Raw genomic sequence first — 22,833 nt, 5'->3', positions numbered from 1 at the left:
GCATCACGCCGGTATTTTTATAGTGAAATGAGGTATCAGGTGCGTATATTCGCGGTGAGCATAATGGTGATTACCCTGAGCGGCTGCGGCAGTATTATCAGCAGAACGATCCCCGGACAAGGGCACGGCAACCAGTATTACCCTGGCGTGCAGTGGGATATGCGTGATTCTGCATGGCGCTATATCACTATCCTCGATCTGCCCTTCTCACTGATCTTCGATACACTGCTACTGCCGCTCGATATTCACCACGGGCCTTATGAGTAATTAACGCTCATCCCATTCGTCTGCCGCAGTACGGCCTTCCTCGGTATCAAGCGGGGGTTCAAGCTGGAATTCTCCTTCATCCCATTCATGCAAGGTATTCTCTTCCTGCCATTCCTGGCGGATCTCTATCTCATCATAATCGCCGTCAAACACGCTCTGCGCGGCTTCACCACTCAGCATCGGCAGACATTCGCCATCTTCACCTTCATCGGCGAAAAATTCGACCTGCCACATGATGTCCCCATCCTGCAGTACATATTTCTGAACGTTGAACTGCTGCACATTCGCTTCATCTTGTTCGAGGCCTGGATGGTCAGCCAGAAATTCTTCCCGGGCTGCATCGATAGCTTCTTCCAGCGTGGCATACATGGTCATCAGTGTCTCCCTTTGATTTGACGAGGTATTTAGGGAAAGAATAGCTGATTCTGTGATATTGCAAGTATGAAAGCGCAAAAATCATTCTATTGCCAGTCTGCGCCGTCGTAAGCTGTTCCATGAATAAATAGCATTGAACAACACCACGCCTGCCGTGACGCAGAATACGGCGCGGAAGCCATAGCTCGCGGAAATTGCGGCGCCCATGAGAGGGCCGGTGACGTTGCCGATATCGCGGAAAGATTGGTTGTAACTGAATATGCGCCCGGCTATCTGGTTGGTAGAGTTGTAAACCAGCAGAGTTTGAACGGCTGGCAGCAGCGCGCCATCCGCCGCGCCAAGCAGAAACCGCAATAGCGCGAGCTGCCACGGCGTTTGCACAAAAGACATTGGAATCAGCAGCAGTACGGAAATAATCAGCGCGACGATAAGGATCTTTTCCGGGCCAATTCTGTCGCCGAGCTTGCCGAGCCGGGGGGCGCTAAGTAATGCCGCCACGCCGGGAACGGACGCTATCATCCCGCTAATGAACGCAATATTACTGACATTTCCCGCGAGTTCGCGCACATAGAGCGTCAGGATGGGCGCAATAGACCCCGTCGCCACCTGAATAATCAGCGTGGTGACAAACAGGCTTAACACCAGGCGGGGATTTTTTAACGAGGCGACCACTTCCCGAACGTGAAGCATCTCTTTTTTGCTCACCGGCAGGAAATTCTCGCGAATAAAAAAGAAGGTGAGCAGAAAACAGATAAACAAAACGCTGGCGGTAATAAAAAAGACCGGGCGAAGGCCGTAATGGTCGGCGAGCAGACCACCCGCAAGTGGGCCAAGCAGAGCGCCGCTGACGCCGCCAGTAGAGAGCGTCCCTAGCGCCCAGCCGCTTTTGTGGCGCGGCACCTGAGTGGCGATGAGCGCATTGGCGTTGGGAATAAATCCGCCCAGCAGGCCTAATAACGCGCGGAGGATCAGAAATTGCCAGATATTTTGCGCCATGCCCATTAACAGCATCACAATGGCCATGCCGAGAGCGGAACGCAACAGCATGATCTTACGCCCTTTACGATCCGCCAGACCGCCCCAAAAAGGGGACGCGATAGCTGAAAAGAGGAACGTAATACTAAAGACCAGCCCGGACCACATGTTGAGCGCGCTATGGCCTGTTACGCCGAGTTGCTCAACGTAGAGAGGGAGAAAAGGCATGACCAGACTGAATGCCGCGCCGGTTAAAAAACAGCCCAGCCAGGTAACGGTTAGATTGCGTTTCCAGTTTATGGGGACATCAGAGGGTGACATAGCGTTCCACAGTATGATGCGCGGTTTGCGCTATCATCAATTTAATTATGAGCGTACTAATTATAATTATGCGCCGACCTTACCAGCCTCGCAATGTGGGGAGCTTTTAAAGCTAAAAGAGGGGAAAAATTGCAGCCTGACGGCTGCAATCCTGTCAATAGCGCGACGGTACGCCTTCAGGGCGAGTTTTAAAGCGGCGATGCAGCCACATATACTGCTCTGGCGCCATCATAATGCACTGCTCAACAATCTTATTCATCCACGCGGCAGTCGCTTCTGCGCTCTCCAGCGGAGGCGAATATTCCGCAGGAAGAATGATCAGTTCGTAGCCTTTTCCATCGGGTTTACGGCGAGGCACGAAGGGGATAATACAGGCTTTAGACATGCGCGCGAGCATCCAGGTACCGGAGGTCGTAGCGGCCTGGTCGACGGCGAATAATGGTACAAAAACGCTGGCGCGCGGGCCATAGTCGTGATCCGGCGCATACCAGATCAATTCGCCGCTTTTCAATGCCTTAACCATGCCTTTCAGATCTTTGCGATCCAACATCGATTTATTGGAGCGTAAGCGTCCCCAGGTCTGTAACCAGTCGAGCAACGGATTATCATTCGGGCGATAAACTCCGATCCCTGGGTTATGCATACCAAACATGCGGGCGCCAAACTCAAGGGTAAGGAAATGTATTCCTACCAGAATGAACCCCAGCCCCTGCGCTTTAACTTCACGGATATGCTCCAGACCGCTCGCTTCCATCCAGCGGTTCACTCGCCGATCGGGCCAGAACCAGGCCATGCCGGTTTCCATCACGCCCATACCGACGGATTCAAAGTTTTTGACCACCATGGTGTGGCGTTCCTGCGCGCTCATTTCCGGAAAGCATAATTCAAGGTTGCGATAGGCGATTTTTGCGCGGCGTTTCATTACGCGTCGCGCCAGGTGGCCCAATGCGCAACCCAATTTATAGATGATCGGGTAGGGGAGTTGCACGACCAACCAAAGCGCGCCTATACCCAACCAGGTTAACCAATAGCGCGGGTGCAGTAAGGCCACGGAGAACTTAGGCAACTTCGTCATTTCTATCCTGTCTTTCAACGAACAATTCCCCGTATTCTCGCATCTTTTTGCGTTGAGCAAAAATATGTAGCAGGAGAGTGGCGATTAAATCGACAATTGTTGTTAATTATTTAGTGTAAAGCAGGAAATGTAGCGCAAAATGTGTGGATGTAAATTGGCGAGACTTGCCTTATCATGCCTGCCCACTTTATTTTTTGCTGATTGCAGGATACGTACACCATGCCAGTGTTACACAACCGCATCTCTAATGACGAGCTGAAAGCCAAAATGCTGGCGGAAAGCGAGCCGCGTACGACAATTTCTTTTTATAAATATTTCACTATCGCCTCGCCGCAACAGACGCGGGACGCGTTGTATCAGGTGTTTACGGCGTTGGACGTTTTTGGTCGCGTTTACCTGGCGCATGAAGGCATCAATGCGCAAATCAGCGTGCCGCAAAGCAAGCTCGAGACCTTTCGTCAACAGCTTTATACGTTCGATCCCGCGCTGGACGGGCTGCGTTTAAATATCGCGCTGGAGGATGACGGAAAGTCATTTTGGGTGCTGCGTATGAAAGTTCGCGACCGTATCGTTGCTGACGGTATTGACGATCCGAGTTTTGACGCCAGTAATGTCGGCGATTATCTGAAGGCGGCAGATGTGAATGCGATGCTGGACGATCCTGACGCGGTCTTTATTGATATGCGCAACCACTATGAGTATGAAGTTGGCCATTTCGAAAATGCTCTGGAAATCCCGGCGGATACGTTTCGTGAACAGTTGCCAAAAGCGGTTGAAATGCTGCGGGAACATGCAGATAAAAAGATAGTGATGTACTGTACCGGCGGTATTCGTTGTGAGAAAGCCAGCGCCTGGATGAAACACAACGGTTTCAATAAAGTCTGGCATATTGAGGGTGGCATCATTGAGTACGCCCGTCGCGCGCGCGAGCAGGGGCTTCCCGTTCGCTTTATCGGCAAAAATTTTGTATTTGATGAGCGAATGGGCGAACGAATCTCGGATGAGGTTATCGCGCATTGCCATCAGTGCGGCGCACCCTGCGATAGCCATACCAACTGCAAAAACGACGGTTGCCATCTGCTGTTTATCCAGTGTCCGCAGTGCGCCAGTAAATTTAACGGCTGCTGTAGTGAACAATGCTGTGAAGAGTTGGCCTTGCCGGAGGAAGAACAGCGCCGACGTCGCGCGGGTCGCGAGAACGGCAACAAAATTTTTAATAAATCGCGTGGTCGGCTTAATAGCAAACTGAGCATTCCCGATCCGGCTGAGTAATATTTTGCCGGATAGCAGCGTAAAGGCCGCTATCCAGCATTTCGCCAGGCGTTACTTCTGCTGAACGCCTTCTACTGAGATGATAAGCTCAACCTCTTGTGAGGCCGGGCCGAGATCGGTAGTTATATTGAAATCCTTCAGCTTAATTTTTCCTTCGGCCTCAAAGCCCGCGCGCTTACCGCCCCACGGATCGTCGCCCTGGCCCATCAGCTTCGCTTCCAGCGTTACCGGTTTAGTCACGCCATTGAGCGTCAGATTGCCGGTAATATCCAGTTCATCGCCCTCTTTTTTCACGCTGGTAGAGGTGAAGGTTGCCTGCGGGAATTTCGCAACATTAAGAAATTCCGCGCTACGCAGGTGTTTGTCACGTTCGGCATGGTTAGTGTCGACGCTATTGGTGTTAATGGTCACGTTCACTTTGTCTGCCGACGGATTTTTTTCGTCAAAAGTGAACGTGCCGTCGAAATCTTTAAAGGTGCCGTATAGCCAGCTGTAGCCCAGATGCTGAATGCGGAAATTGACGAACGCATGTTGGCCTTCTTTATCAATTTTATACTCCGCCGCCACGGCGGAACCGGTCGTGAATAACAAGGATGCGAGGGTGAATCCCAGCAGGTTTTTTTTCATTTTTGAGCTCCATAGTCAGATGACGACATTCCTGTCATACGTTTCAGTGTGTCGTCTTTATCGATGAAATGGTGTTTTAGCGCCATAACCCCATGCGAGAGCGAGATAATGACCAGCGACCAGGCAAACCACAGATGCAGCGTTCCGGCGATGTCAGCCTGCGCGCCCGCATCCGTAAGCGTGGCCGGAATCTCAAGCCAGCCAAAGACGCTAATCGGTTTACCATCGGCGGTGGAAATCAGGTAGCCGCTAATGATTATCGCAAAGAGCAGGAGATACAGGAGGAGATGCCCCGCGGCGGCGCCAGCGCGCGTTAAACGGGAATAGCTGGTCAACGCAACGGGCGGTGGCGAATAAAGCCGCCAGATAATACGCACGATCAGCGCCATCATCAGTAATATGCCAATACTTTTATGTATTTCCGGTGCCTGGTGATACCAGCCGTCGTAATAACTGAGCGTGACCATCCATAAGCCCAACGCAAACATGCCATAGACCACCAGGGCGGTCAGCCAGTGGAGCGCGGCGGAAACCACGCCATAACGCTGTGGAGTATTTTTAAATTGCATAAACACACCAATGAATATTTCACGAGAGAATGAAAATGGCGTGGAAAAGCGCCGAATGCAACTTATAAATAAGAATTTGAATGATATTTATTTTTATTTCAATAATTTTGATGTTGTTTGCGGTTCAGCTTCAGAAGTTTCGAGATATTTCCCCCTGATAACCGCGCAACGGCAGGAACTGGCATTATTGCCGTGCTTCAACGTTATGAAATAAAAAGTGAGGAATTTTCAGGAAGTGTCAGTTAGCGTCAATGAAAAGCAATCAGAAGAAAAGGAGATAAACAATATCCATCACCGCCAGCAGCGACCAAAGAATAACGTAAAGCATGAAATGTTCGCGAATATTATTCATCAGAAAATGAAAGAGACGACGCATAGCTTACCTTAATAAACAGCCCCTTTACGGGGCCGACAAATTATTGGCTAAAACGGGAAAGCCGGAACGGCGTCAGATCAAAGGAGGGCGTTTTTCCCAACGCAAAATCCGCAGCGATTTCTCCTAACACCGGGGCGAATTTAAAACCATGTCCGCTGAGTCCAGTGATGACAAGCGTGTTCTCATGGCCAGGCAGCGTATCGATAATAAAATCCTCGTCCGGCGAATTATCATAGGTACATGCCGCCCCATGTAAACAACCGCCGATACCCGGCAGTACGTTACGCAGGAAAGGAAATGCTTCCGCGCCATCGCTGGCAACGGCGGCAAAGGGCTTGCGCTCTTCCGGAGCTTGTATTAGCTGTCCGCCATTGTGTTTGCCGATTTTTAACTCGTCGTTCTCCGCCGGGAAACCGTAATAGTGATCGCCGTTGGGCATTTCGCCGGTAAAGGCCGGAAAGCGGTTTTTAGTGCTGTAACGTCCATCCGCCTTAAACCAGGCAAAAACTTTACGTACGGGCTGAACGAGCAGCTCCGGTACCAGCGCTTTGACCCAGGTGCCTGCGCTAATTAGCGCCTTGCTGGCGTGGTAGCTGCCTTCACTCGTCTCTATCGTCACACCGTTATCATCATGGTGAATATGGCTTACCGGGCTGTTAAATAGCTGTGCGCAGCCTGCCTCTCGGGCCAGACGAAGCCATGTGGTAATGGCTAATTCGCTGCGCAGGAAACCGGAGTCAGCTTCAAACAGCCCGATATAATTATCGGGCACGCGAATTTCCGGCCAGCGCGTCATGAGGGCCGTCGCGTCCAGGCGCTCGACGTTCAATTGCCACTGTTGCGCGCTTCGTGCGACGTTGGCTAAGAAAGCGGAATCGGCCGGGCCGAGGTTGACGACGCCGGAGCGGACAAAAATAGGCTCTTCATTGTGTGTGGAGAGTTCATCCCAAAGCGTCTGGGCGCGAAGCACCAGCGGGACATATTTTTCGCCTTCACCATAAGCGTGGCGGATAAGACGGGTATCGCCGTGGTGGCTGCCCTGTTGATGAGGCGGCATATGCGCATCGGTCATCAGGACCTTTAGCCCGGCGCGGGTGGCGTAATAACCAGCGGCGGCGCCAACCGAACCGCTGCCGATAATAATAAGGTCGTATTTCATCAGCTTCTCTCTGCTATCGCGATGATTTCAGGGTAAATAACTGCGCTGAGATATACAAGCCAGAAATAAGTGAGGCACCTTACGGTGCCTGAGAGAGGGGGAGCGCGTCACGCTAATGGCGACGATACTCGTTTTCCTGGTAATCGCCTGATTCTATTTTGGCGATGCCGGCTTCTAATATTGAAATAAATTGCCTGGCTACATCTGTTGTTAACCAGAGCGTTTGACCAACTTCAGTCCCTTCCGGTTCCGGACGATTTGGGGTCTGGTAGTGTAAACGCAGCATCAGCGCATCATAGCTATCGACGGTGCTGATGTCCCATCCTACAAGCGGATGGGTCTGAATGACTTCATTATTCTTTTCCATCATGCCCCCCTGGTACGTGTTATAAGACAACGGTTCTCGAGGTTCAATGCGTGTTTTTCTTCTGAAGCAACTTCAGTATACCAATTAATAAGGCTATTCACTGCGTTTTTAAAGAGACCGGAGGATAAATTTCTCTTTTTAAGAATTATATGAACAATAAAGCGGCAGTTCATTCATATTTTTTTAGGATGTTGTGCAATTATTTTGAGGGTCAGGTGAAATATTCATCAGTTGCGCAAATAAAAAAGCCGGGGCGACCCGGCAAACATACATCACTGCATATCATTTTTTATTCATTGATGAACCAGTCATCAGCGCTCTCCCAGGTCTCCTGGAGAATCTCGCTAATGCGTTCTTTGTCCTCTTTTGATGCGCCAATGACGGACAAGTTGTTGGCGGTAGCGTAACGTACGGTGACGTTACCCAAGTTCTCAGGAAAATGATGGCTAATACGACGGGAGAGTTCGCCCGCCAGCGCATCAATCGCACCGGCAGGCAGAGGTGACGTTTTGGCTATAGTGACTTCAATACGCATAATGGCCCCCTGTTGAATATACTGGATATATATACAGTTAAATCCAATATATAGCAACAGGTAAGCGCATTTTTTATTTTTTTACTGACCAGCGTACTGTTTCACCCGCTAAAAAAGGCACCAGCGAATCATCAGCCAGCGCGATATTTTCCGGTACCTGTTGTTCATCGCGAACCAGTTCCACCCACCCCGTATTCACCGGCAGGCCATAGAATTGCGGGCCATTCAGTGAACAGAACGCTTCAAAGTGCGCCAGCGCGTTCATTTCCTCAAACACGGCGGCATAACTGCCAAGGGCGGAGGGTGCGTTGAAACAACCGGCGCAGCCGCAACTGGTCTCTTTACGATGACGTGAATGCGGCGCTGAATCCGTCCCCAGGAAGGCGCGCGTAAAACCACTGGCGACCAGGTCGCGTAACGCCTGCTGGTGAATATTGCGTTTCAGAATCGGCAGACAGTACAGGTGAGGACGAATGCCGCCAACCAGCATATCATTACGGTTAAACATTAAATGTTGAGGCGTAATGGTAGCCGCCAGGTAGTCGTTGCCGTCACGGACATACTGCGCGGCATCTTTGGTCGTGATGTGTTCAAAGACCACTTTAAGCGTGGTCAGACGCTGGCGTAGCGGTTCCATTACGGTGTCGATAAAACGCGCTTCGCGATCGAAGATATCAACCTCCGCATGGGTCACCTCACCGTGGACCAGCAATGGCATTCCGAGTTTTTCCATCCGCTCCAGTACCGGCATGATAGCGTCGACTGACGTTACGCCATGACTGGAGTTAGTGGTGGCATTGGCCGGGTAAAGCTTAGCCGCAGTAAATACGCCTTCATGGAAACCACGCTCCAGTTCATCGGCATCAAGCGAATCCGTTAAATAGCAGGTCATTAACGGCGTGAAATCATGCCCGGCAGGCACCGCATCGAGAATACGCTGGCGGTAGGCGATTGCTGCATCAACGGTCGTGATGGGGGACGCCAGGTTCGGCATCACGATAGCGCGACCATAAATTTCGCTGGTATAGGGTACGACCGTTTTTAACATGTCGCCATCGCGAAGGTGAACGTGCCAGTCGTCCGGGCGGCGGATCTTTAAAACCTGGGATGGTGCAGTCATTAATAAGCTCCGGCTGAGGAATAGTCTTTTTGCCGGAAACAAAGGATAAGCGGAAACGTTTTCGTTTGCACGTAAAAAAAGGCGCGAGCGCGCCCTCCGAAATCAATTGGTGAAAGGAATAACGATTTCACCAGGTTTAACTTCAATGCCTTTCGCGAGTTTCTTCGCTAACGCTTCGCCTTTACTGCTGTCCTCACGCAACACGTAAGCGGGCCGCTGGTTAAAGTAGCTACGTAAAGACTGATTTAAATAAGGCAGGAGCGTTTGTAGCACCGATTGCATTTTCTCCGGCGTCACGATGGCGTCTACTACTTCCATCTCCTGAAGATAGATGGCGCCTTTTTCTTTATCAAAGACCGGCAGGGCTTTTAGCTTGAGTTTCATCGTCGCTTTTTGACTGCCAAACAGGGAATTCATATCCAGCCTGGCATCGCCAGTAAGGGTGACTTTATTAGGCTCTTCCCGACCAATCTGGCTGGCAAGGTTAGTCAATACGATATGCGCGTCGGCAATGCCGGGCAGACCAATATCTTTTGAGAAATTATTCCGTTTTTCAAGCGCTTGATTGATTTCTTGTTCGCTAATGGTGTATTGCGTAAGTTGATTACAACCCACTAACAGGCCGCTAACTACCAGCGCAGCGGCAAAAAAAAACTTTTTCATGGCGTTCCTTAGCATGTTGCCTGTGCCCTAATCTTGACACAAAGCAGCATGTCGCGCCAGCGGACATGGCGCCACTAGAAAAAGCTGAAAAAGGCGGCAAGAAAGGGTTGCCGCCTGGCGGGCGTTAGATAGCCATTGAGGAGAGTAAATTAATTTGCGTCTGCTTTGCCATATTATCGCGATAGTCCGCGACTTTTGTCGGCCAGTGAATACCGGCGACCAGCGTCAGATTACGCAGAAGCGGAAACAGATGAATATCATCTTCCGATAATTCGCCGTTAACGGCGTTAGGCTGTACGATGAGTTTATCCAGCAAACGTAAATCATCGCCGATCTTTTTAATCAGTCCGGCAGAGTGCGCAAGATGGTTGTCAAAACTGCCAGATGAGGCTTCTTTTTTGCGGATAAAATACTGGCGCGCCGCAGGGGTAGAAAATTCATCGAAAGCGGATTTTGCAAATCGCGGCAGCAGTAGCTGATTAACGTAACCGTTAACTTTGCGCAACCACTCTTCAATGGCTGGATTGCGTTTCCCGGTTAACAGCGGTTTGCCGTCGAGGTTGTCGACATAATGTACAATATCCATACTTTCAGGAAGGTAGCGACTATCATCTTTTTGCAGGATGGGCACCATCTTTTGACCAATCATCCGGGTGGGCGTCGCCTCGTCGTCATTTTGTAACACGTTAAGTTCAACGGGGATGTTCTTCAGGCCGAAAATCATGCGGGCTTTAACGCAGAAAGGGCAATGATCGTAAATATAAAGCTTCACGTTTCTCCTCCATTTGACTGTCGGTATCTGACCAGTATGGAGGAGATAGCGACAGGTATCAAATCAGGCGCCGGGTTCCAGCATCCGGCGCGGCGTGCGTTTATGACTAAATTGCCAGCCTAAAGCCAAAAAGGTGATGAAGCCGATAATACCGAGCATCATCCACGGTAGTTCAGGCTGCGCAAGCGCTTTCCCCATATCAAACAACCAGCCGCCGCCGATATAACCAATCGCGCCGCCAATGGCTAATCCCAGACGGCTAAAGCCCATATAGCTTCCCCGCGCCCTCGCGTCCGCGAGCGACGCGCTGAGCGTTTCGCGCGCCGGTTCGGCGATAACCGAGCCGATGTAGAAAGCGCAAATAAGCGTAAAAAGCTGCTGTAAATTGCCCACCATCCCGATGGGGAGCATGCTCAGCGACATGACGAGCAAACCGGCCATCAGCCGATGCTCCAGCCGAAAACGCTTTTCGCTCCAGCGGGCAATCGGGTAGAGCAACGTCAGCGAGAGACACGCCTCAATAGCGTACATCCATTTCACGGCAGCAGGCGAACCGGCGATATCGTTTACCATAATCGGCAGCATTAACATGACCTGTACCGCCAGCATATAGTAGCCCGCCAGCGTCAGCACGTAGGTGACAAACCTTTTATCGCTCATGACGCGGCGCATTCCTTCACGCACCGGCGTTCTGACCGTTGATAGCTTCCAGGCCGGAAGCAGCCATGCGTTGAAAAGGGCGCATAATATGAACAAAATAGCGCCCGTCGCGCAGACCAGGCGAAAATCGTATTGTAGCAGCCAGCTTCCCAGCAGCGCGCCAATCACCGCGCCCGCGCTGTCCTGCATCATCAACAGAGAGAAGAAGCGGCCCCGTTGCTCCGGACGAATTAATTTGACCACCAGCGCTGAGCGCGGCGGGTCGAAAAGCGTACCGCCGAGACCGGAAAGAAAGCAGGAAAACCACAAGAGCCAGGGCTCATGCGCGATACCCATGGTGGCAAAGCCGGCGGCGCGCATCAGCATACCGGTGACAATCATCGGTTTCGCGCCAAAGCGATCGGCGATGGCGCCGCCAAAAATGCCCAGACCTTGTTGAATAAACTGGCGCAGGCCGAGCGCGATCCCTACCATTACGGCAGCCCACCCCATTTGATCGACAAAGCGAATAGAGATGAGCGGGAAGACGACGAAAAAACCCAGCACCACTAACATGTTATCGATGAGAAGAAAATATTTACCCAGGTTCCTCGCCTGCGAGACGCGCGACATTTCCCCTCCCGGGAAATAAAAGATGAGCGTCTTCTATTCTGCGGCGGCGTTTCGTTTTTTCCTACCGTTAGCGGGACAATATTTTTTTATCAAAAGTCCTTTTTAATCGAGAGTTTTCATCAAAATGTGGCAGCAATTCAAAAAATGACGATTTGCGCTTTTCACAGAGCCTGGTTGCGCAGGTATAGTAATGTTACTGGCGTGCTGAAGACGTTACAGGAAGGAGTAGGTATAGAATGTTTGGCTATCGTAGTAACGTGCCAAAAGTGCGCTTAACCACCGATCGTCTGGTGGTACGTTTAGTGCATGAGCGTGATGCCTGGCGTCTGGCCGATTATTACGCGGAAAATCGTCATTTTTTAAAACCCTGGGAACCGGTCCGTGATGAAAGTCATTGTTATCCTTCAGGATGGCAGGCGCGTCTGGGAATGATCGGTGAATTTCACAAACAGGGCTCCGCCTTCTATTTCGCGCTACTTGATCCGGAAGAAAAAGAAATTATCGGCGTGGCGAATTTTTCCAATGTGGTGCGCGGTTCTTTTCATGCCTGTTATCTGGGCTATTCCATTGCGCAGAAGTGGCAGGGGCAGGGGCTGATGTTTGAAGCCTTAACCGCTGCGATTCGCTATATGCAGCGCACTCAGCATATCCACCGTATCATGGCGAACTATATGCCGCACAACAAACGTAGCGGCGCGTTGCTGGCGCGGCTTGGCTTTGAAAAAGAAGGCTATGCGAAAGATTACCTGTTGATTGATGGACAATGGCGCGACCATGTCCTGACGGCGTTAACCACGCCGTTATGGACGCCGGGGCGTTGAGCGGCTTACGGAATGAGAGGCAAAGGGAGAAAACGATGAAATATGAATTAACCGCCACTGAAGCGCGAGTGATTGGCTGTCTGCTGGAAAAGCAGGTGACAACGCCGGAACAGTATCCGCTTTCCGTCAACGGGGTGGTGACAGCCTGTAATCAGAAAACCAACCGTGAACCGGTGATGAACCTGACGGAACAAGAGGTACAAGAACAGCTCGATAACCTGGTGAAACGCCACTTTTTGCGTACGGTCAGCGGGTTTGGCAATCGCGTCACCAAATATGAACAGCGTTTCTGTAATTCCGAATTTGGCGATCTGAAACTTAGCGCGGCGGAAGTGGCGCTCGTCACTACGCTGCTGCTGCGCGGCGCGCAAACGCCCGGCGAGTTGCGTAGTCGGGCGTCGCGGATGCATGAATTCAGCGATATGGCGGAAGTTGAATCCACGCTGGAACGGCTTGCCAGCCGTGAGGACGGCCCATATGTCGTCCGTCTGGCGCGTGAACCGGGTAAGCGCGAAAGCCGTTATATGCACCTTTTTTGCGGCGACGTCGATGAACTGTCTCTCCAGACGTCTGCGCCGGAAAGTGCGTCGGGCGATCTTCAGTCGCGCGTCGAAGCGCTGGAAAGCGAAGTGGCGGAGTTAAAGCAGCGGCTGGATTCTTTGTTAGCTCACCTGGGAGAGTAATGTGAGAACATTACGGATTGGCATTGTCGGGTTAGGGGGTATTGCGCAGAAGGCCTGGCTGCCGGTATTAACCAACACCGCCGGATGGACGCTACAGGGCGCCTGGTCTCCTTCGCGGGATAAAGCCTTACGTATCTGCGAAAGCTGGCGCATACCGTATATGGATTCGCTGGCGAATTTAGCGTCCGGCTGCGATGCGGTCTTCGTCCACTCCAGTACCGCAAGCCATTATGCCGTGGTCAGCGAACTTCTCAATGCCGGCGTCCATGTCTGCGTAGATAAACCGCTGGCGGAAAATCTACGTGATGCCGAACGGCTGGTGGCGCTGGCGGCGCAAAAAAAATTGACGCTGATGGTTGGCTTTAATCGCCGTTTCGCGCCGCTGTACCGCGAACTGAAGACGCGCCTCGGCACTGCGGCGTCACTGCGTATGGATAAACATCGTACCGATAGCGTCGGGCCGCACGACTTACGTTTTACTTTGCTCGATGACTATCTGCATGTCGTGGATACCGCACTGTGGCTGGCGGGCGGCGAGGCGCGCCTTGCCAGCGGCACGTTGCTCACCAGCGAGTCCGGCGAAATGTGCTATGCGGAACATCATTTTTCCGCCGACAAACTACAAATTACCACCAGTATGCACCGGCGCGCCGGAAGTCAGCGTGAATCGGTCCAGGCCGTCACCGACGGCGGGCTGTATGACGTGACGGATATGCGTGAATGGCGCGAAGAGCGCGGGCAGGGTATTTTCATCAAACCCATTCCGGGTTGGCAAACGACGCTTGAACAGCGTGGTTTTGTCGGATGCGCGCGGCATTTCATTGACTGCGTACAAAATCAGACGGTTCCGGAAACGGCGGGGGAGCAGGCGATTTTGGCCCAGCGCGTCGTGGAGGCGCTGTGGCGGGACGCCATCAGCGAATAACCCTCTGTAACATCTGGCGGTAGTAATTCATCGTAATCCAGGTACTATACCCTCAATAATTCGAGTTGCAGAAAAGCTAACGCACATGCAGCTCGAAGTATGGCGGGTATATATGCCCACTCTACATAATACCTCTTTTCACAGTGAATAATGGCAAACCGTGGGGAGTCTGTAAGGCCTGATAAGACGTTTTAACGTCGCCGTCAGGCGCGGTGATACAGCCGGATACGGCAGAAGTTGCGTTATCCGGTCGATGGATCAGCCATGCAGGAGTTTTACGCCAGGGTCTGGAATACAAAAGAAATGAATTTATTGAAATCGCTGGCTGCCGTCAGCTCGATGACTATGTTTTCACGCGTGTTGGGCTTTGCCCGTGATGCGATTGTCGCCAGAATTTTTGGCGCAGGGATGGCGACCGACGCCTTTTTTGTGGCGTTTAAACTCCCCAATCTACTACGCCGGATCTTTGCCGAAGGCGCTTTTTCTCAGGCCTTTGTGCCTATCCTGGCGGAATATAAGAGCAAGCAGGGTGAAGAAGCGACGCGGATCTTTGTCGCTTACGTTTCCGGCCTGTTGACGCTGGCATTGGCCGTCGTGACGGTGGCCGGTATGCTGGCCGCCCCGTGGGTGATTATGGTAACCGCGCCGGGTTTTGCCGATACTGCGGATAAATTCGCGCTGACGACGCAACTGCTGCGGATTACGTTTCCCTATATTCTGCTGATCTCGCTGGCTTCACTGGTTGGCGCCATTCTCAACACCTGGAATCGCTTCTCTATTCCCGCTTTTGCGCCGACATTTCTTAATATCAGCATGATCGGTTTTGCATTATTCGCCGCGCCATACTTTAATCCGCCGGTGCTGGCGTTAGCCTGGGCAGTCACCGTCGGCGGCGTGCTGCAACTGGTGTATCAACTTCCGTATTTGAAAAAGATCGGTATGCTGGTGCTGCCGCGCATTAACTTTCGCGACACCGGGGCGATGCGGGTGGTCAAACAGATGGGGCCGGCGATTTTGGGCGTATCCGTCAGTCAGATTTCCCTTATCATCAATACCATTTTTGCCTCGTTTCTGGCCTCCGGCTCGGTCTCATGGATGTACTATGCCGATCGGTTGATGGAGTTCCCGTCCGGCGTGCTGGGCGTGGCGTTGGGGACCATCCTGTTGCCGTCATTGTCGAAAAGCTTTGCCAGCGGCAATCATGATGAGTACTGCCGCCTGATGGACTGGGGGCTGCGTTTGTGCTTTTTACTGGCGTTGCCGAGCGCGGTAGCGTTAGGCATTCTGGCGAAGCCGCTGACGGTCTCGCTGTTTCAGTACGGTAAATTCACCGCTTTTGATGCGGCGATGACGCAGCGGGCGTTAATCGCCTATTCGGTGGGGCTGATTGGTTTGATCGTCGTAAAAGTGCTGGCTCCGGGCTTCTATTCTCGCCAGGATATTAAAACGCCGGTGAAAATCGCCATCGTGACGTTAATCATGACGCAGTTAATGAACCTGGCGTTTATTGGACCGCTGAAACACGCCGGGCTGTCGCTCTCTATTGGTCTGGCGGCATGTCTCAATGCGTCGCTGCTGTACTGGCAACTGCGCAAACAGAATATCTTTACGCCACAACCGGGCTGGATGTGGTTCCTGATGCGTCTGATCATTTCCGTACTGGTGATGGCCGCCGTATTGTTCGGCGTGTTGCATATTATGCCGGAGTGGTCGCAAGGGTCGATGCTATGGCGTTTGCTGCGTTTGATGGCGGTAGTGATCGCGGGTATTGCGGCCTATTTCGCCGCGCTTGCCGTGCTGGGCTTTAAAGTGAAAGAGTTTGTTCGCCGGACGGCGTAAATTCAGTGCCTGATAGCGCTGTGCTATCAGGCCTACAAGGCATTCAGGCCGGAAAGGCGCAACGTCGCCATCCGGCAATGATTAGATAGAAATTTTTTTACCGCCGCGGTGAGAGACGGAAGTCTGACCGTCAGCCCCGTACAAGGTCGGCTCCTGGTGAGGTTTCAGCACCTCCAGCGCCTGTTGATTACGCTCAATTTGCCCTTCCAGCAGCCAGCCGTTGTGCTGGTTGAGGTCGCGAAGATGCTGCGTTTTTTCGGTAATCGCCTGCCAGCGCTCTGCAATGTCATCGTTTGCGCTACGCTGCGCGTTCTGCTCCAGACGGCGCTGTTGTTCCAGATAATCCAGCGTCGCCAGCAACGAGCTTTTTTCTTCTGTAATACGCTGTAGCTGGCTGCCGTTAATCTGGCCTACGGAAAGCTGTTGTTGCTCGGCGTCCATCACCGTCTTCAGGTCATTCAGGACGGTGGTCATCTGGTCAAGTATTTCTGACAAACGAGTCATACGCTTATTTACTCTGTAAGTAGCTCTGCGCCTCGCGAATGAGCGAGTCTGCTATTTTTCCCGTATCCATTTTTAACTCACCGTTACGGATAGCCGTTTTTAATGCTTCGACGCGTTCCATATTAATGTCGCTGACGCCTGGCTGCATGAGCTTCGCTTGCGCGTCGCTTAACGTTACGCTGGCGCTCGTCGCGGCGGACGTTTTTTCCTGACGCGTTTTTTGTACCGGCGTATCGCTGGTTTCGCGCGTCTGGACAGTGCTAACGGGTTTCAAAGGTGAGGTACGGTCAATGCTCATTTATTTATCCTCATCGAGGGTTACGTTGTAGCGGCCAGCTACCATCATGGTTGAATATCTCATCGGCAGCCGCGACAAAATCTTTACACAATTATAGGTTAATAAGAATATTCCCATCAGAATCGACGGTTCCACTCACGATTTGACCCGATGTCATGCGCACGCGCGCATTTTGCGCGACGGCGGCATTATTCATCGCCTGACCTTCCGCATTGACGCTAAACCCCTCGCCATTGGCGATGACCTGTACTCGTTGACCCGCTTTGACGCGCCAGGCCTGACGTATCATCGTAAGCTGTACCGGCTGCCCGGGAGCGAGATCGCGCAAACTGACGGCATCCTGAATCTGACGGATATCCAGTACCGTCCGCGGCGGTAACTGATCCAGCCTGCCACGTTTTAGCGTGACGTTGGCCGGCGTCAATTTTCCGCCGCGCGCGACGGGCGCGGCAACGGCGACATAATTGCCGGTCGCTTGCACATTCACCTGCAAATAACGTTTTTCATTGGCGCAGCGCGCCACCACATTGACGTTGCCCCACAGCTTCGCGCTGCCCGTCATGCTGAAGGCTGGCTGCTCGCAGCTCGGTAGCAGATTGGGCGATGAACGGAGCGTGACAACCACCTCGTCGCTGAAGCCAGCCAGACGCTGGGAAAACCACGTGGTCAGCTGGGCGTTGATGTCCTGCGCCATTGTCAGGGGGCTGAACAGCAAAGCCGCCACGGCGAATCCTCGTTTTAACGTTTGCATGGTACTTCCCCCTGGTTGATGTCATGACAGGATTCTACCCGTGTGAAGCAAGCATCAACGCAATAAATAGCGACGCATTTTGCGTTTATTCCGGCGATAACGCGCGCGTGAAGGCATTTAAGCTGTCGGCTGAATTTTGCCATTTGCGGAGGAGATATGCTCGACAGGCTCGATGCCGCCTTACGATTTCAGCAGGAAGCGCTAAATCTGCGCGCGCAACGTCAGGAAATATTAGCGGCGAATATCGCCAATGCCGATACGCCGGGGTATCAGGCGCGCGATATTGATTTTGCCAGTGAGTTAAAAAAGGTGATGGTGCGTGGACGGGAAGAAACCGGCGGCGTCGCGTTAACGTTGACTTCCTCTCACCATATTCCCGCCCAGGCGGTCTCTTCTCCCGCAGTGGATCTGCTTTATCGCGTACCCGATCAGCCTTCTTTGGATGGTAACACCGTAGATATGGACAGGGAACGTACGCAGTTTGCGGATAACAGTCTCAAATATCAGATGGGGCTTACCGTTCTGGGTAGCCAACTCAAAGGCATGATGAATGTGCTACAGGGAGGAAACTAATTCGTGGCGCTGTTAAACATTTTTGATATTGCCGGATCGGCGCTTGCCGCACAGTCCAAGCGGTTGAACGTTGCGGCCAGTAACCTGGCGAATGCGGATAGCGTCACCGGCCCGGACGGACAGCCTTATCGCGCCAAACAGGTGGTTTTTCAGGTGGACGCCGCGCCGGGTCAAGCCACTGGCGGGGTAAAGGTCGCCAGCGTGATTGAAAGTCAGGCACCGGAAAAGCTGGTTTATGAGCCAGGCAACCCGCTGGCGGACGCTAATGGTTACGTCAAAATGCCCAACGTCGATGTGGTCGGCGAAATGGTCAACACGATGTCAGCCTCGCGCAGCTATCAGGCAAATATCGAAGTCCTGAATACCGTAAAAAGCATGATGCTTAAAACGCTGACATTAGGCCAGTAAAGGAGGCGCGTATGTCTATTGCCGTAAATATGAATGACCCGACCAACACGGGCGTCAAAACGACGACCGGCAGCGGGTCGATGACCGGAAGCAACGCTGCCGATCTGCAAAGCAGTTTCCTGACCTTACTGGTCGCGCAATTGAAGAACCAGGACCCGACTAACCCATTACAAAATAATGAGTTAACGACACAGTTGGCGCAAATCAGTACCGTGAGCGGCATTGAAAAACTGAATACGACGCTGGGGGCTATTTCCGGGCAAATCGATAATAGCCAGTCCCTACAGGCGACCACGCTGATTGGACATGGCGTTATGGTGCCTGGCACCACAATTCTGGCGGGTAAAGGCGCGGAAGAAGGGGCCGTGACGTCCACGACGCCGTTTGGCGTGGAATTGCAACAGCCTGCGGACAAAGTGACGGCAACCATTACCGATAAAGATGGCCGGGTGGTACGGACGCTGGAGATCGGTGAGTTGCGAGCCGGGGTACACACCTTTACCTGGGATGGTAAGCAAACGGACGGAACAACGGTACCGAATGGTTCTTACAACATTGCGATTACCGCCAGCAATGGCGGGACGCAACTGGTGGCGCAGCCGCTGCAATTCGCTCTGGTACAGGGCGTGACGAAGGGCAGTAACGGCAACCTGTTGGATCTGGGTACCTACGGCACCACCACACTCGACGAAGTTCGGCAAATAATCTAAGTCCTTACACTTATCAGGAGTCAGTCATGTCTTTTTCTCAAGCGGTTAGCGGCCTGAACGCTGCGGCCACCAACCTTGATGTTATCGGTAATAACATCGCCAACTCCGCCACCTATGGCTTTAAGTCCGGTACGGCATCATTTGCCGATATGTTCGCCGGTTCCAAAGTGGGGCTGGGCGTAAAAGTGGCGGGGATTACCCAGGATTTTACCGACGGTACGACAACGAACACCGGGCGTGGGCTGGATGTCGCGATTAGCCAGAACGGTTTTTTCCGCCTGGTAGACAGCAACGGTTCCGTGTTCTATAGCCGCAACGGCCAGTTCAAACTGGACGAGAACCGTAACCTGGTCAATATGCAGGGGATGCAGTTGACCGGCTATCCGGCCACCGGTACGCCGCCGACCATTCAGCAGGGGGCGAATCCTGCACCGATCACCATTCCGAACACGCTGATGGCGGCGAAATCGACCACCACCGCGTCAATGCAGATCAACCTGAACTCGACGGACCCTGCGCCGTCTAAAACACCTTTTAGCGTGAGTGATGCGGATTCGTATAACAAAAAAGGCACCGTCACCGTTTATGACAGCCAGGGTAATGCCCATGACATGAATGTCTATTTCGTTAAAAGCTCTACCAAAGATAATGAATGGGCTGTGTACACCCATGACAGCAGCGATCCTGCAGCCACAGCGCCAACAACGGCGTCCACTACGCTGAAATTCAATGAAAACGGGATTCTGGAGTCTGGTGGTACGGTTGACATCGAAACCGGTGAAATTAATGGCGCGACTAAGGCCACCTTCTCCCTCAGCTTCCTTAACTCTATGCAGCAGAACACCGGGTCGAACAATATCGTCGCCACCAATCAAAACGGCTATAAGCCTGGCGACCTGGTGAGCTACCAGATTAACAACGACGGCACCGTGGTTGGCAACTACTCCAACGAGCAGGAGCAGGTGCTGGGGCAGATTGTGCTGGCTAACTTCGCCAACAACGAAGGTCTGGCATCCCAGGGCGATAACGTCTGGGCGGCAACGCAGGCTTCTGGGGTAGCGCTGCTGGGGACTGCTGGTTCCGGCAACTTCGGTAAGCTGACGAACGGCGCGCTGGAAGCCTCTAACGTGGATTTGAGTAAAGAGCTGGTGAATATGATCGTCGCGCAGCGTAACTACCAGTCGAATGCGCAGACCATCAAAACCCAGGACCAGATCCTCAATACGCTGGTTAACCTGCGCTAAGCGCCTGACGGGATAGCTTAATGGATCACGCAATTTATACCGCCATGGGGGCGGCCAGCCAGACGCTTAACCAGCAGGCGGTAACGGCCAGCAACCTGGCTAATGCCTCGACGCCGGGCTTTCGCGCACAGCTTAACGCGTTACGCGCGGTGCCTGTTGATGGCCTCTCTTTAGCAACGCGCACGCTGGTTACGGCGTCGACGCCCGGGGCGGATATGACCCCGGGTCAGTTGGACTACACTTCCCGCCCGCTGGATGTTGCGTTGCAGCAGGACGGCTGGCTGGTGGTGCAAGCGGCGGATGGCGCTGAAGGATATACCCGTAACGGGAATATCCAGGTGGGCCCGACCGGGCAGTTAACCATTCAGGGACATCCGGTTATCGGCGAAGGCGGCCCGATCACCGTTCCTGAAGGGTCGGAAATCACCATTGCGGCAGACGGCACGATCTCCGCGCTCAATCCCGGCGACCCGCCAAACACGGTGGCGCCCGTTGGGCGACTGAAGCTGGTCAAAGCGGAAGGCAATGAGGTGCAGCGGAGCGATGACGGTTTATTCCGCCTTACCGCCGAGGCACAGGCTGAACGCGGGGCGGTACTGGCCGCCGACCCGTCAATTCGCATTATGTCGGGCGTGCTGGAGGGCAGTAACGTCAAGCCGGTTGAAGCCATGACCGACATGATCGCCAACGCACGTCGTTTTGAAATGCAGATGAAGGTTATCACCAGCGTAGATGAGAACGAAGGGCGAGCTAACCAACTGCTGTCGATGAGTTAATACAGGACATTTTATGATCAGTTCATTATGGATCGCCAAAACCGGTCTGGACGCGCAGCAAACCAATATGGATGTGATTGCCAATAACCTGGCAAACGTCAGCACCAATGGTTTTAAGCGTCAGCGCGCGGTATTTGAAGATCTGTTGTATCAGACCATCCGCCAGCCGGGCGCGCAGTCGTCCGAGCAGACGACGCTGCCTTCCGGGCTGCAAATCGGTACCGGCGTGCGTCCGGTCGCCACGGAGCGCCTGCACAGTCAGGGGAACCTGTCGCAGACCAACAACAGTAAAGATGTGGCGATTAAAGGGCAGGGCTTTTTCCAGGTCATGCTGCCGGATGGTACGTCTGCCTATACCCGCGACGGCTCTTTCCAGGTGGATCAGAATGGTCAACTGGTGACGGCGGGCGGTTTTCAGGTGCAGCCGGCAATCACCATTCCGGCCAACGCGTTAAGCATCACGATTGGCCGCGACGGCGTGGTCAGCGTTACCCAGCAGGGGCAGGCCGCGCCGGTTCAGGTCGGGCAGCTTAACCTGACCACCTTTATGAACGACACCGGTCTGGAAAGCATCGGCGAGAACCTCTATATCGAAACGCAATCGTCCGGCGCGCCGAACGAAAGCACGCCGGGGCTCAACGGCGCGGGGTTGTTGTATCAAGGGTATGTCGAAACGTCGAACGTTAACGTGGCGGAAGAGCTGGTGAACATGATTCAGGTTCAACGCGCCTATGAAATTAACAGTAAAGCAGTATCGACGACCGATCAGATGCTGCAGAAACTGACGCAACTCTAAGGGGCCGCCGGTGGGGGATACGCCACCGGCTCCCTGATTTTGAAGATGAAGGTAATGCAAAAATACGCGCTTCACGCTTACCCAGTTATGGCCCTGATGGTCGCGACGCTGACAGGATGCGCCTGGATACCCGCTAAACCGCTCGTGCAGGGGGCGACCACGGCGCAGCCGATACCTGGCCCGGTACCGGTGGCGAATGGCTCCATATTTCAGTCTGCGCAGCCGATTAATTATGGCTATCAGCCGCTTTTTGAAGATCGTCGACCGCGTAATATCGGCGATACGCTCACGATTGTGTTACAGGAAAACGTCAGCGCCAGTAAAAGCTCGTCGGCAAATGCCAGCCGCGACGGCAAAACCAGCTTTGGTTTTGATACGGTACCGCGTTATCTGCAGGGATTATTCGGTAATTCCCGCGCGGATATGGAGGCCTCCGGCGGCAACTCTTTTAATGGTAAAGGCGGCGCGAATGCCAGCAATACCTTTAGCGGCACGCTGACCGTGACCGTCGATCAGGTTCTGGCCAATGGCAATTTACACGTCGTGGGGGAAAAACAGATCGCGATTAATCAGGGAACGGAATTCATCCGCTTCTCCGGCGTGGTAAATCCACGCACCATCAGCGGCAGCAACTCTGTTCCCTCGACACAGGTGGCGGATGCGCGGATTGAATATGTCGGGAACGGCTATATTAACGAAGCGCAAAATATGGGCTGGCTGCAACGTTTCTTCCTTAATTTGTCGCCGATGTAAGCGAGGT

Annotated in this window: 29 protein-coding genes; 13 read left to right on the top strand and 16 right to left on the bottom strand. The window is 53.0% G+C overall.

All coding sequences use genetic code 11. The features are described 5' to 3' along the window. Window positions 1-39: 39 nt before the first annotated feature. On the top strand, window positions 40-267 hold the full coding sequence (locus tag K8W53_RS13745; protein ID WP_001217832.1) for a YceK/YidQ family lipoprotein: 228 nt from the start codon (window positions 40-42) through the stop codon (window positions 265-267). Here the strand turns inward: K8W53_RS13745 and K8W53_RS13740 are convergent, their stop codons facing one another. From K8W53_RS13740 to K8W53_RS13730, 3 genes are all read right to left on the bottom strand, one after another. Beyond that, complete coding sequence (locus K8W53_RS13740; RefSeq protein ID WP_000180050.1) at window positions 268-642, bottom strand: MysB family protein; 375 nt, start codon at window positions 640-642, stop codon at window positions 268-270. Between the two features lie 81 nt (window positions 643-723). Continuing rightward, complete coding sequence (gene mdtG, locus K8W53_RS13735) at window positions 724-1,938, bottom strand: multidrug efflux MFS transporter MdtG (RefSeq protein WP_000075053.1); 1,215 nt, start codon at window positions 1,936-1,938, stop codon at window positions 724-726. Between the two features lie 154 nt (window positions 1,939-2,092). Beyond that, entirely contained in the window at window positions 2,093-3,013 is a 921-nt protein-coding gene (locus tag K8W53_RS13730) for a Kdo(2)-lipid IV(A) acyltransferase (RefSeq protein ID WP_023224029.1), read from the bottom strand. 219 nt (window positions 3,014-3,232) lie between these two features. Between K8W53_RS13730 and K8W53_RS13725 the strand changes: the two genes are divergently transcribed. Continuing rightward, a complete protein-coding gene (locus tag K8W53_RS13725) occupies window positions 3,233-4,285 on the top strand; it encodes a rhodanese-related sulfurtransferase (protein ID WP_001144623.1) in 1,053 nt (350 codons plus the stop codon). A 51-nt stretch (window positions 4,286-4,336) separates the two neighbouring features. On the opposite strand, the gene K8W53_RS13720 is transcribed toward K8W53_RS13725, so the two are convergent. The 10 genes from K8W53_RS13720 to mdtH form a co-directional block, all read right to left on the bottom strand. Further along, window positions 4,337-4,912 carry a YceI family protein gene (locus K8W53_RS13720; protein ID WP_000739886.1) on the bottom strand — a complete coding sequence of 192 codons (576 nt, stop codon included), beginning with the start codon at window positions 4,910-4,912 and terminating at the stop codon, window positions 4,337-4,339. Continuing rightward, window positions 4,909-5,481 carry a cytochrome b gene (locus K8W53_RS13715; protein WP_023209863.1) on the bottom strand — a complete coding sequence of 191 codons (573 nt, stop codon included), beginning with the start codon at window positions 5,479-5,481 and terminating at the stop codon, window positions 4,909-4,911. Before K8W53_RS13715 ends, K8W53_RS13720 begins: the two co-directional genes overlap by 4 nt. 262 nt (window positions 5,482-5,743) lie before the next feature. Beyond that, on the bottom strand, window positions 5,744-5,857 hold the full coding sequence (locus K8W53_RS13710) for a YceO family protein (protein WP_001253282.1): 114 nt from the start codon (window positions 5,855-5,857) through the stop codon (window positions 5,744-5,746). 40 nt (window positions 5,858-5,897) lie between these two features. Beyond that, complete coding sequence (gene solA, locus K8W53_RS13705) at window positions 5,898-7,016, bottom strand: N-methyl-L-tryptophan oxidase (protein ID WP_023224028.1); 1,119 nt, start codon at window positions 7,014-7,016, stop codon at window positions 5,898-5,900. A 112-nt stretch (window positions 7,017-7,128) separates the two neighbouring features. Further along, window positions 7,129-7,383: a biofilm formation regulator BssS gene (bssS, locus tag K8W53_RS13700; RefSeq protein WP_000414441.1), complete on the bottom strand. Its 255-nt coding sequence runs from the start codon at window positions 7,381-7,383 to the stop codon at window positions 7,129-7,131. A 289-nt stretch (window positions 7,384-7,672) separates the two neighbouring features. Beyond that, on the bottom strand, window positions 7,673-7,918 hold the full coding sequence (gene dinI, locus K8W53_RS13695; RefSeq protein WP_001217763.1) for a DNA damage-inducible protein I: 246 nt from the start codon (window positions 7,916-7,918) through the stop codon (window positions 7,673-7,675). Between the two features lie 73 nt (window positions 7,919-7,991). Then, window positions 7,992-9,038, bottom strand: a complete 1,047-nt coding sequence (gene pyrC / locus K8W53_RS13690; protein ID WP_000126607.1) for a dihydroorotase — start codon at window positions 9,036-9,038, stop codon at window positions 7,992-7,994. Between the two features lie 102 nt (window positions 9,039-9,140). Beyond that, a complete protein-coding gene (locus K8W53_RS13685; protein WP_052939334.1) occupies window positions 9,141-9,701 on the bottom strand; it encodes a lipoprotein in 561 nt (186 codons plus the stop codon). Window positions 9,702-9,825: 124 nt separating this feature from the next. Beyond that, a complete protein-coding gene (gene grxB, locus K8W53_RS13680; protein ID WP_000780893.1) occupies window positions 9,826-10,473 on the bottom strand; it encodes a glutaredoxin 2 in 648 nt (215 codons plus the stop codon). Between the two features lie 63 nt (window positions 10,474-10,536). Then, window positions 10,537-11,745, bottom strand: coding sequence for a multidrug efflux MFS transporter MdtH (gene mdtH, locus K8W53_RS13675; protein WP_000092178.1), 1,209 nt, complete (start codon window positions 11,743-11,745; stop codon window positions 10,537-10,539). Between the two features lie 236 nt (window positions 11,746-11,981). Here mdtH and rimJ point away from each other — a divergent pair, with 236 nt between their 5' ends. From rimJ to murJ, 4 genes are all read left to right on the top strand, one after another. Next, window positions 11,982-12,566: a ribosomal protein S5-alanine N-acetyltransferase gene (rimJ, locus tag K8W53_RS13670; protein WP_000468204.1), complete on the top strand. Its 585-nt coding sequence runs from the start codon at window positions 11,982-11,984 to the stop codon at window positions 12,564-12,566. A gap of 35 nt (window positions 12,567-12,601) precedes the next feature. Then, a complete protein-coding gene (locus K8W53_RS13665) occupies window positions 12,602-13,249 on the top strand; it encodes a YceH family protein (RefSeq protein WP_000873047.1) in 648 nt (215 codons plus the stop codon). Window position 13,250: 1 nt separating this feature from the next. Beyond that, window positions 13,251-14,174 (top strand): Gfo/Idh/MocA family protein, encoded by a 924-nt coding sequence (locus K8W53_RS13660; protein ID WP_023223746.1) that lies wholly within the window; start codon window positions 13,251-13,253, stop codon window positions 14,172-14,174. Between the two features lie 303 nt (window positions 14,175-14,477). Then, the gene (gene murJ / locus K8W53_RS13655; protein WP_001537775.1) at window positions 14,478-16,013 is read left to right on the top strand and encodes a murein biosynthesis integral membrane protein MurJ; all 1,536 of its coding nucleotides are present in this window, start codon (window positions 14,478-14,480) and stop codon (window positions 16,011-16,013) included. Window positions 16,014-16,094: 81 nt separating this feature from the next. Here murJ and flgN read toward each other — a convergent pair whose 3' ends face one another. The 3 genes from flgN to flgA form a co-directional block, all read right to left on the bottom strand. Next, window positions 16,095-16,517: a flagella biosynthesis chaperone FlgN gene (flgN, locus tag K8W53_RS13650; RefSeq protein ID WP_000197547.1), complete on the bottom strand. Its 423-nt coding sequence runs from the start codon at window positions 16,515-16,517 to the stop codon at window positions 16,095-16,097. A gap of 4 nt (window positions 16,518-16,521) precedes the next feature. Beyond that, on the bottom strand, window positions 16,522-16,815 hold the full coding sequence (gene flgM / locus K8W53_RS13645; RefSeq protein WP_000020893.1) for a flagellar biosynthesis anti-sigma factor FlgM: 294 nt from the start codon (window positions 16,813-16,815) through the stop codon (window positions 16,522-16,524). Between the two features lie 91 nt (window positions 16,816-16,906). Continuing rightward, window positions 16,907-17,566, bottom strand: coding sequence for a flagellar basal body P-ring formation chaperone FlgA (gene flgA / locus K8W53_RS13640; RefSeq protein ID WP_001194086.1), 660 nt, complete (start codon window positions 17,564-17,566; stop codon window positions 16,907-16,909). A gap of 156 nt (window positions 17,567-17,722) precedes the next feature. Here flgA and flgB point away from each other — a divergent pair, with 156 nt between their 5' ends. The 7 genes from flgB to flgH are packed head-to-tail and all read left to right on the top strand — an operon-like array spanning window position 17,723 to window position 22,826. Beyond that, window positions 17,723-18,139, top strand: a complete 417-nt coding sequence (flgB, locus tag K8W53_RS13635) for a flagellar basal body rod protein FlgB (RefSeq protein WP_000887043.1) — start codon at window positions 17,723-17,725, stop codon at window positions 18,137-18,139. Between the two features lie 3 nt (window positions 18,140-18,142). Beyond that, window positions 18,143-18,547, top strand: coding sequence for a flagellar basal body rod protein FlgC (flgC, locus tag K8W53_RS13630; RefSeq protein WP_001196448.1), 405 nt, complete (start codon window positions 18,143-18,145; stop codon window positions 18,545-18,547). 11 nt (window positions 18,548-18,558) lie between these two features. Then, a complete protein-coding gene (gene flgD / locus K8W53_RS13625; RefSeq protein ID WP_000020450.1) occupies window positions 18,559-19,257 on the top strand; it encodes a flagellar hook assembly protein FlgD in 699 nt (232 codons plus the stop codon). 26 nt (window positions 19,258-19,283) lie between these two features. Further along, the gene (gene flgE / locus K8W53_RS13620) at window positions 19,284-20,501 is read left to right on the top strand and encodes a flagellar hook protein FlgE (RefSeq protein ID WP_023223747.1); all 1,218 of its coding nucleotides are present in this window, start codon (window positions 19,284-19,286) and stop codon (window positions 20,499-20,501) included. Between the two features lie 20 nt (window positions 20,502-20,521). Beyond that, window positions 20,522-21,277 (top strand): flagellar basal body rod protein FlgF, encoded by a 756-nt coding sequence (locus tag K8W53_RS13615; protein ID WP_000349278.1) that lies wholly within the window; start codon window positions 20,522-20,524, stop codon window positions 21,275-21,277. Between the two features lie 13 nt (window positions 21,278-21,290). Further along, window positions 21,291-22,073, top strand: coding sequence for a flagellar basal-body rod protein FlgG (gene flgG / locus K8W53_RS13610; protein ID WP_000625851.1), 783 nt, complete (start codon window positions 21,291-21,293; stop codon window positions 22,071-22,073). 54 nt (window positions 22,074-22,127) lie between these two features. Next, the gene (gene flgH, locus K8W53_RS13605; protein WP_001174897.1) at window positions 22,128-22,826 is read left to right on the top strand and encodes a flagellar basal body L-ring protein FlgH; all 699 of its coding nucleotides are present in this window, start codon (window positions 22,128-22,130) and stop codon (window positions 22,824-22,826) included. The last annotated feature ends 7 nt before the right edge of the window (window positions 22,827-22,833 follow it).

The organism is Salmonella sp. A29-2 (assembly GCF_020150755.1).
Lineage (GTDB): Bacteria > Pseudomonadota > Gammaproteobacteria > Enterobacterales > Enterobacteriaceae > Salmonella > Salmonella enterica.
The sequence above is the reverse complement of the archived record's forward strand: the minus strand, read 5'-3'. Positions and strand labels throughout refer to the sequence as shown.

Excerpts from the sequence above, each read along its gene's own strand:
- K8W53_RS13740 (WP_000180050.1), bottom strand. The coding sequence starts at position 642 with ATGACCATGTATGCCACGCTGGAAGAAGCTATCGATGCAGCCCGGGAA.
- mdtG (WP_000075053.1), bottom strand. The coding sequence starts at position 1,938 with ATGTCACCCTCTGATGTCCCCATAAACTGGAAACGCAATCTAACCGTT.
- K8W53_RS13730 (WP_023224029.1), bottom strand. The coding sequence starts at position 3,013 with ATGACGAAGTTGCCTAAGTTCTCCGTGGCCTTACTGCACCCGCGCTAT.
- K8W53_RS13725 (WP_001144623.1), top strand. The coding sequence starts at position 3,233 with ATGCCAGTGTTACACAACCGCATCTCTAATGACGAGCTGAAAGCCAAA.
- K8W53_RS13720 (WP_000739886.1), bottom strand. The coding sequence starts at position 4,912 with ATGAAAAAAAACCTGCTGGGATTCACCCTCGCATCCTTGTTATTCACG.
- K8W53_RS13715 (WP_023209863.1), bottom strand. The coding sequence starts at position 5,481 with ATGCAATTTAAAAATACTCCACAGCGTTATGGCGTGGTTTCCGCCGCG.
- K8W53_RS13710 (WP_001253282.1), bottom strand. The coding sequence starts at position 5,857 with ATGCGTCGTCTCTTTCATTTTCTGATGAATAATATTCGCGAACATTTC.
- solA (WP_023224028.1), bottom strand. The coding sequence starts at position 7,016 with ATGAAATACGACCTTATTATTATCGGCAGCGGTTCGGTTGGCGCCGCC.
- bssS (WP_000414441.1), bottom strand. The coding sequence starts at position 7,383 with ATGGAAAAGAATAATGAAGTCATTCAGACCCATCCGCTTGTAGGATGG.
- dinI (WP_001217763.1), bottom strand. The coding sequence starts at position 7,918 with ATGCGTATTGAAGTCACTATAGCCAAAACGTCACCTCTGCCTGCCGGT.
- pyrC (WP_000126607.1), bottom strand. The coding sequence starts at position 9,038 with ATGACTGCACCATCCCAGGTTTTAAAGATCCGCCGCCCGGACGACTGG.
- K8W53_RS13685 (WP_052939334.1), bottom strand. The coding sequence starts at position 9,701 with ATGAAAAAGTTTTTTTTTGCCGCTGCGCTGGTAGTTAGCGGCCTGTTA.
- mdtH (WP_000092178.1), bottom strand. The coding sequence starts at position 11,745 with ATGTCGCGCGTCTCGCAGGCGAGGAACCTGGGTAAATATTTTCTTCTC.
- rimJ (WP_000468204.1), top strand. The coding sequence starts at position 11,982 with ATGTTTGGCTATCGTAGTAACGTGCCAAAAGTGCGCTTAACCACCGAT.
- K8W53_RS13665 (WP_000873047.1), top strand. The coding sequence starts at position 12,602 with ATGAAATATGAATTAACCGCCACTGAAGCGCGAGTGATTGGCTGTCTG.
- murJ (WP_001537775.1), top strand. The coding sequence starts at position 14,478 with ATGAATTTATTGAAATCGCTGGCTGCCGTCAGCTCGATGACTATGTTT.
- flgN (WP_000197547.1), bottom strand. The coding sequence starts at position 16,517 with ATGACTCGTTTGTCAGAAATACTTGACCAGATGACCACCGTCCTGAAT.
- flgM (WP_000020893.1), bottom strand. The coding sequence starts at position 16,815 with ATGAGCATTGACCGTACCTCACCTTTGAAACCCGTTAGCACTGTCCAG.
- flgA (WP_001194086.1), bottom strand. The coding sequence starts at position 17,566 with ATGCAAACGTTAAAACGAGGATTCGCCGTGGCGGCTTTGCTGTTCAGC.
- flgB (WP_000887043.1), top strand. The coding sequence starts at position 17,723 with ATGCTCGACAGGCTCGATGCCGCCTTACGATTTCAGCAGGAAGCGCTA.
- flgD (WP_000020450.1), top strand. The coding sequence starts at position 18,559 with ATGTCTATTGCCGTAAATATGAATGACCCGACCAACACGGGCGTCAAA.
- flgE (WP_023223747.1), top strand. The coding sequence starts at position 19,284 with ATGTCTTTTTCTCAAGCGGTTAGCGGCCTGAACGCTGCGGCCACCAAC.
- K8W53_RS13615 (WP_000349278.1), top strand. The coding sequence starts at position 20,522 with ATGGATCACGCAATTTATACCGCCATGGGGGCGGCCAGCCAGACGCTT.
- flgG (WP_000625851.1), top strand. The coding sequence starts at position 21,291 with ATGATCAGTTCATTATGGATCGCCAAAACCGGTCTGGACGCGCAGCAA.
- flgH (WP_001174897.1), top strand. The coding sequence starts at position 22,128 with ATGCAAAAATACGCGCTTCACGCTTACCCAGTTATGGCCCTGATGGTC.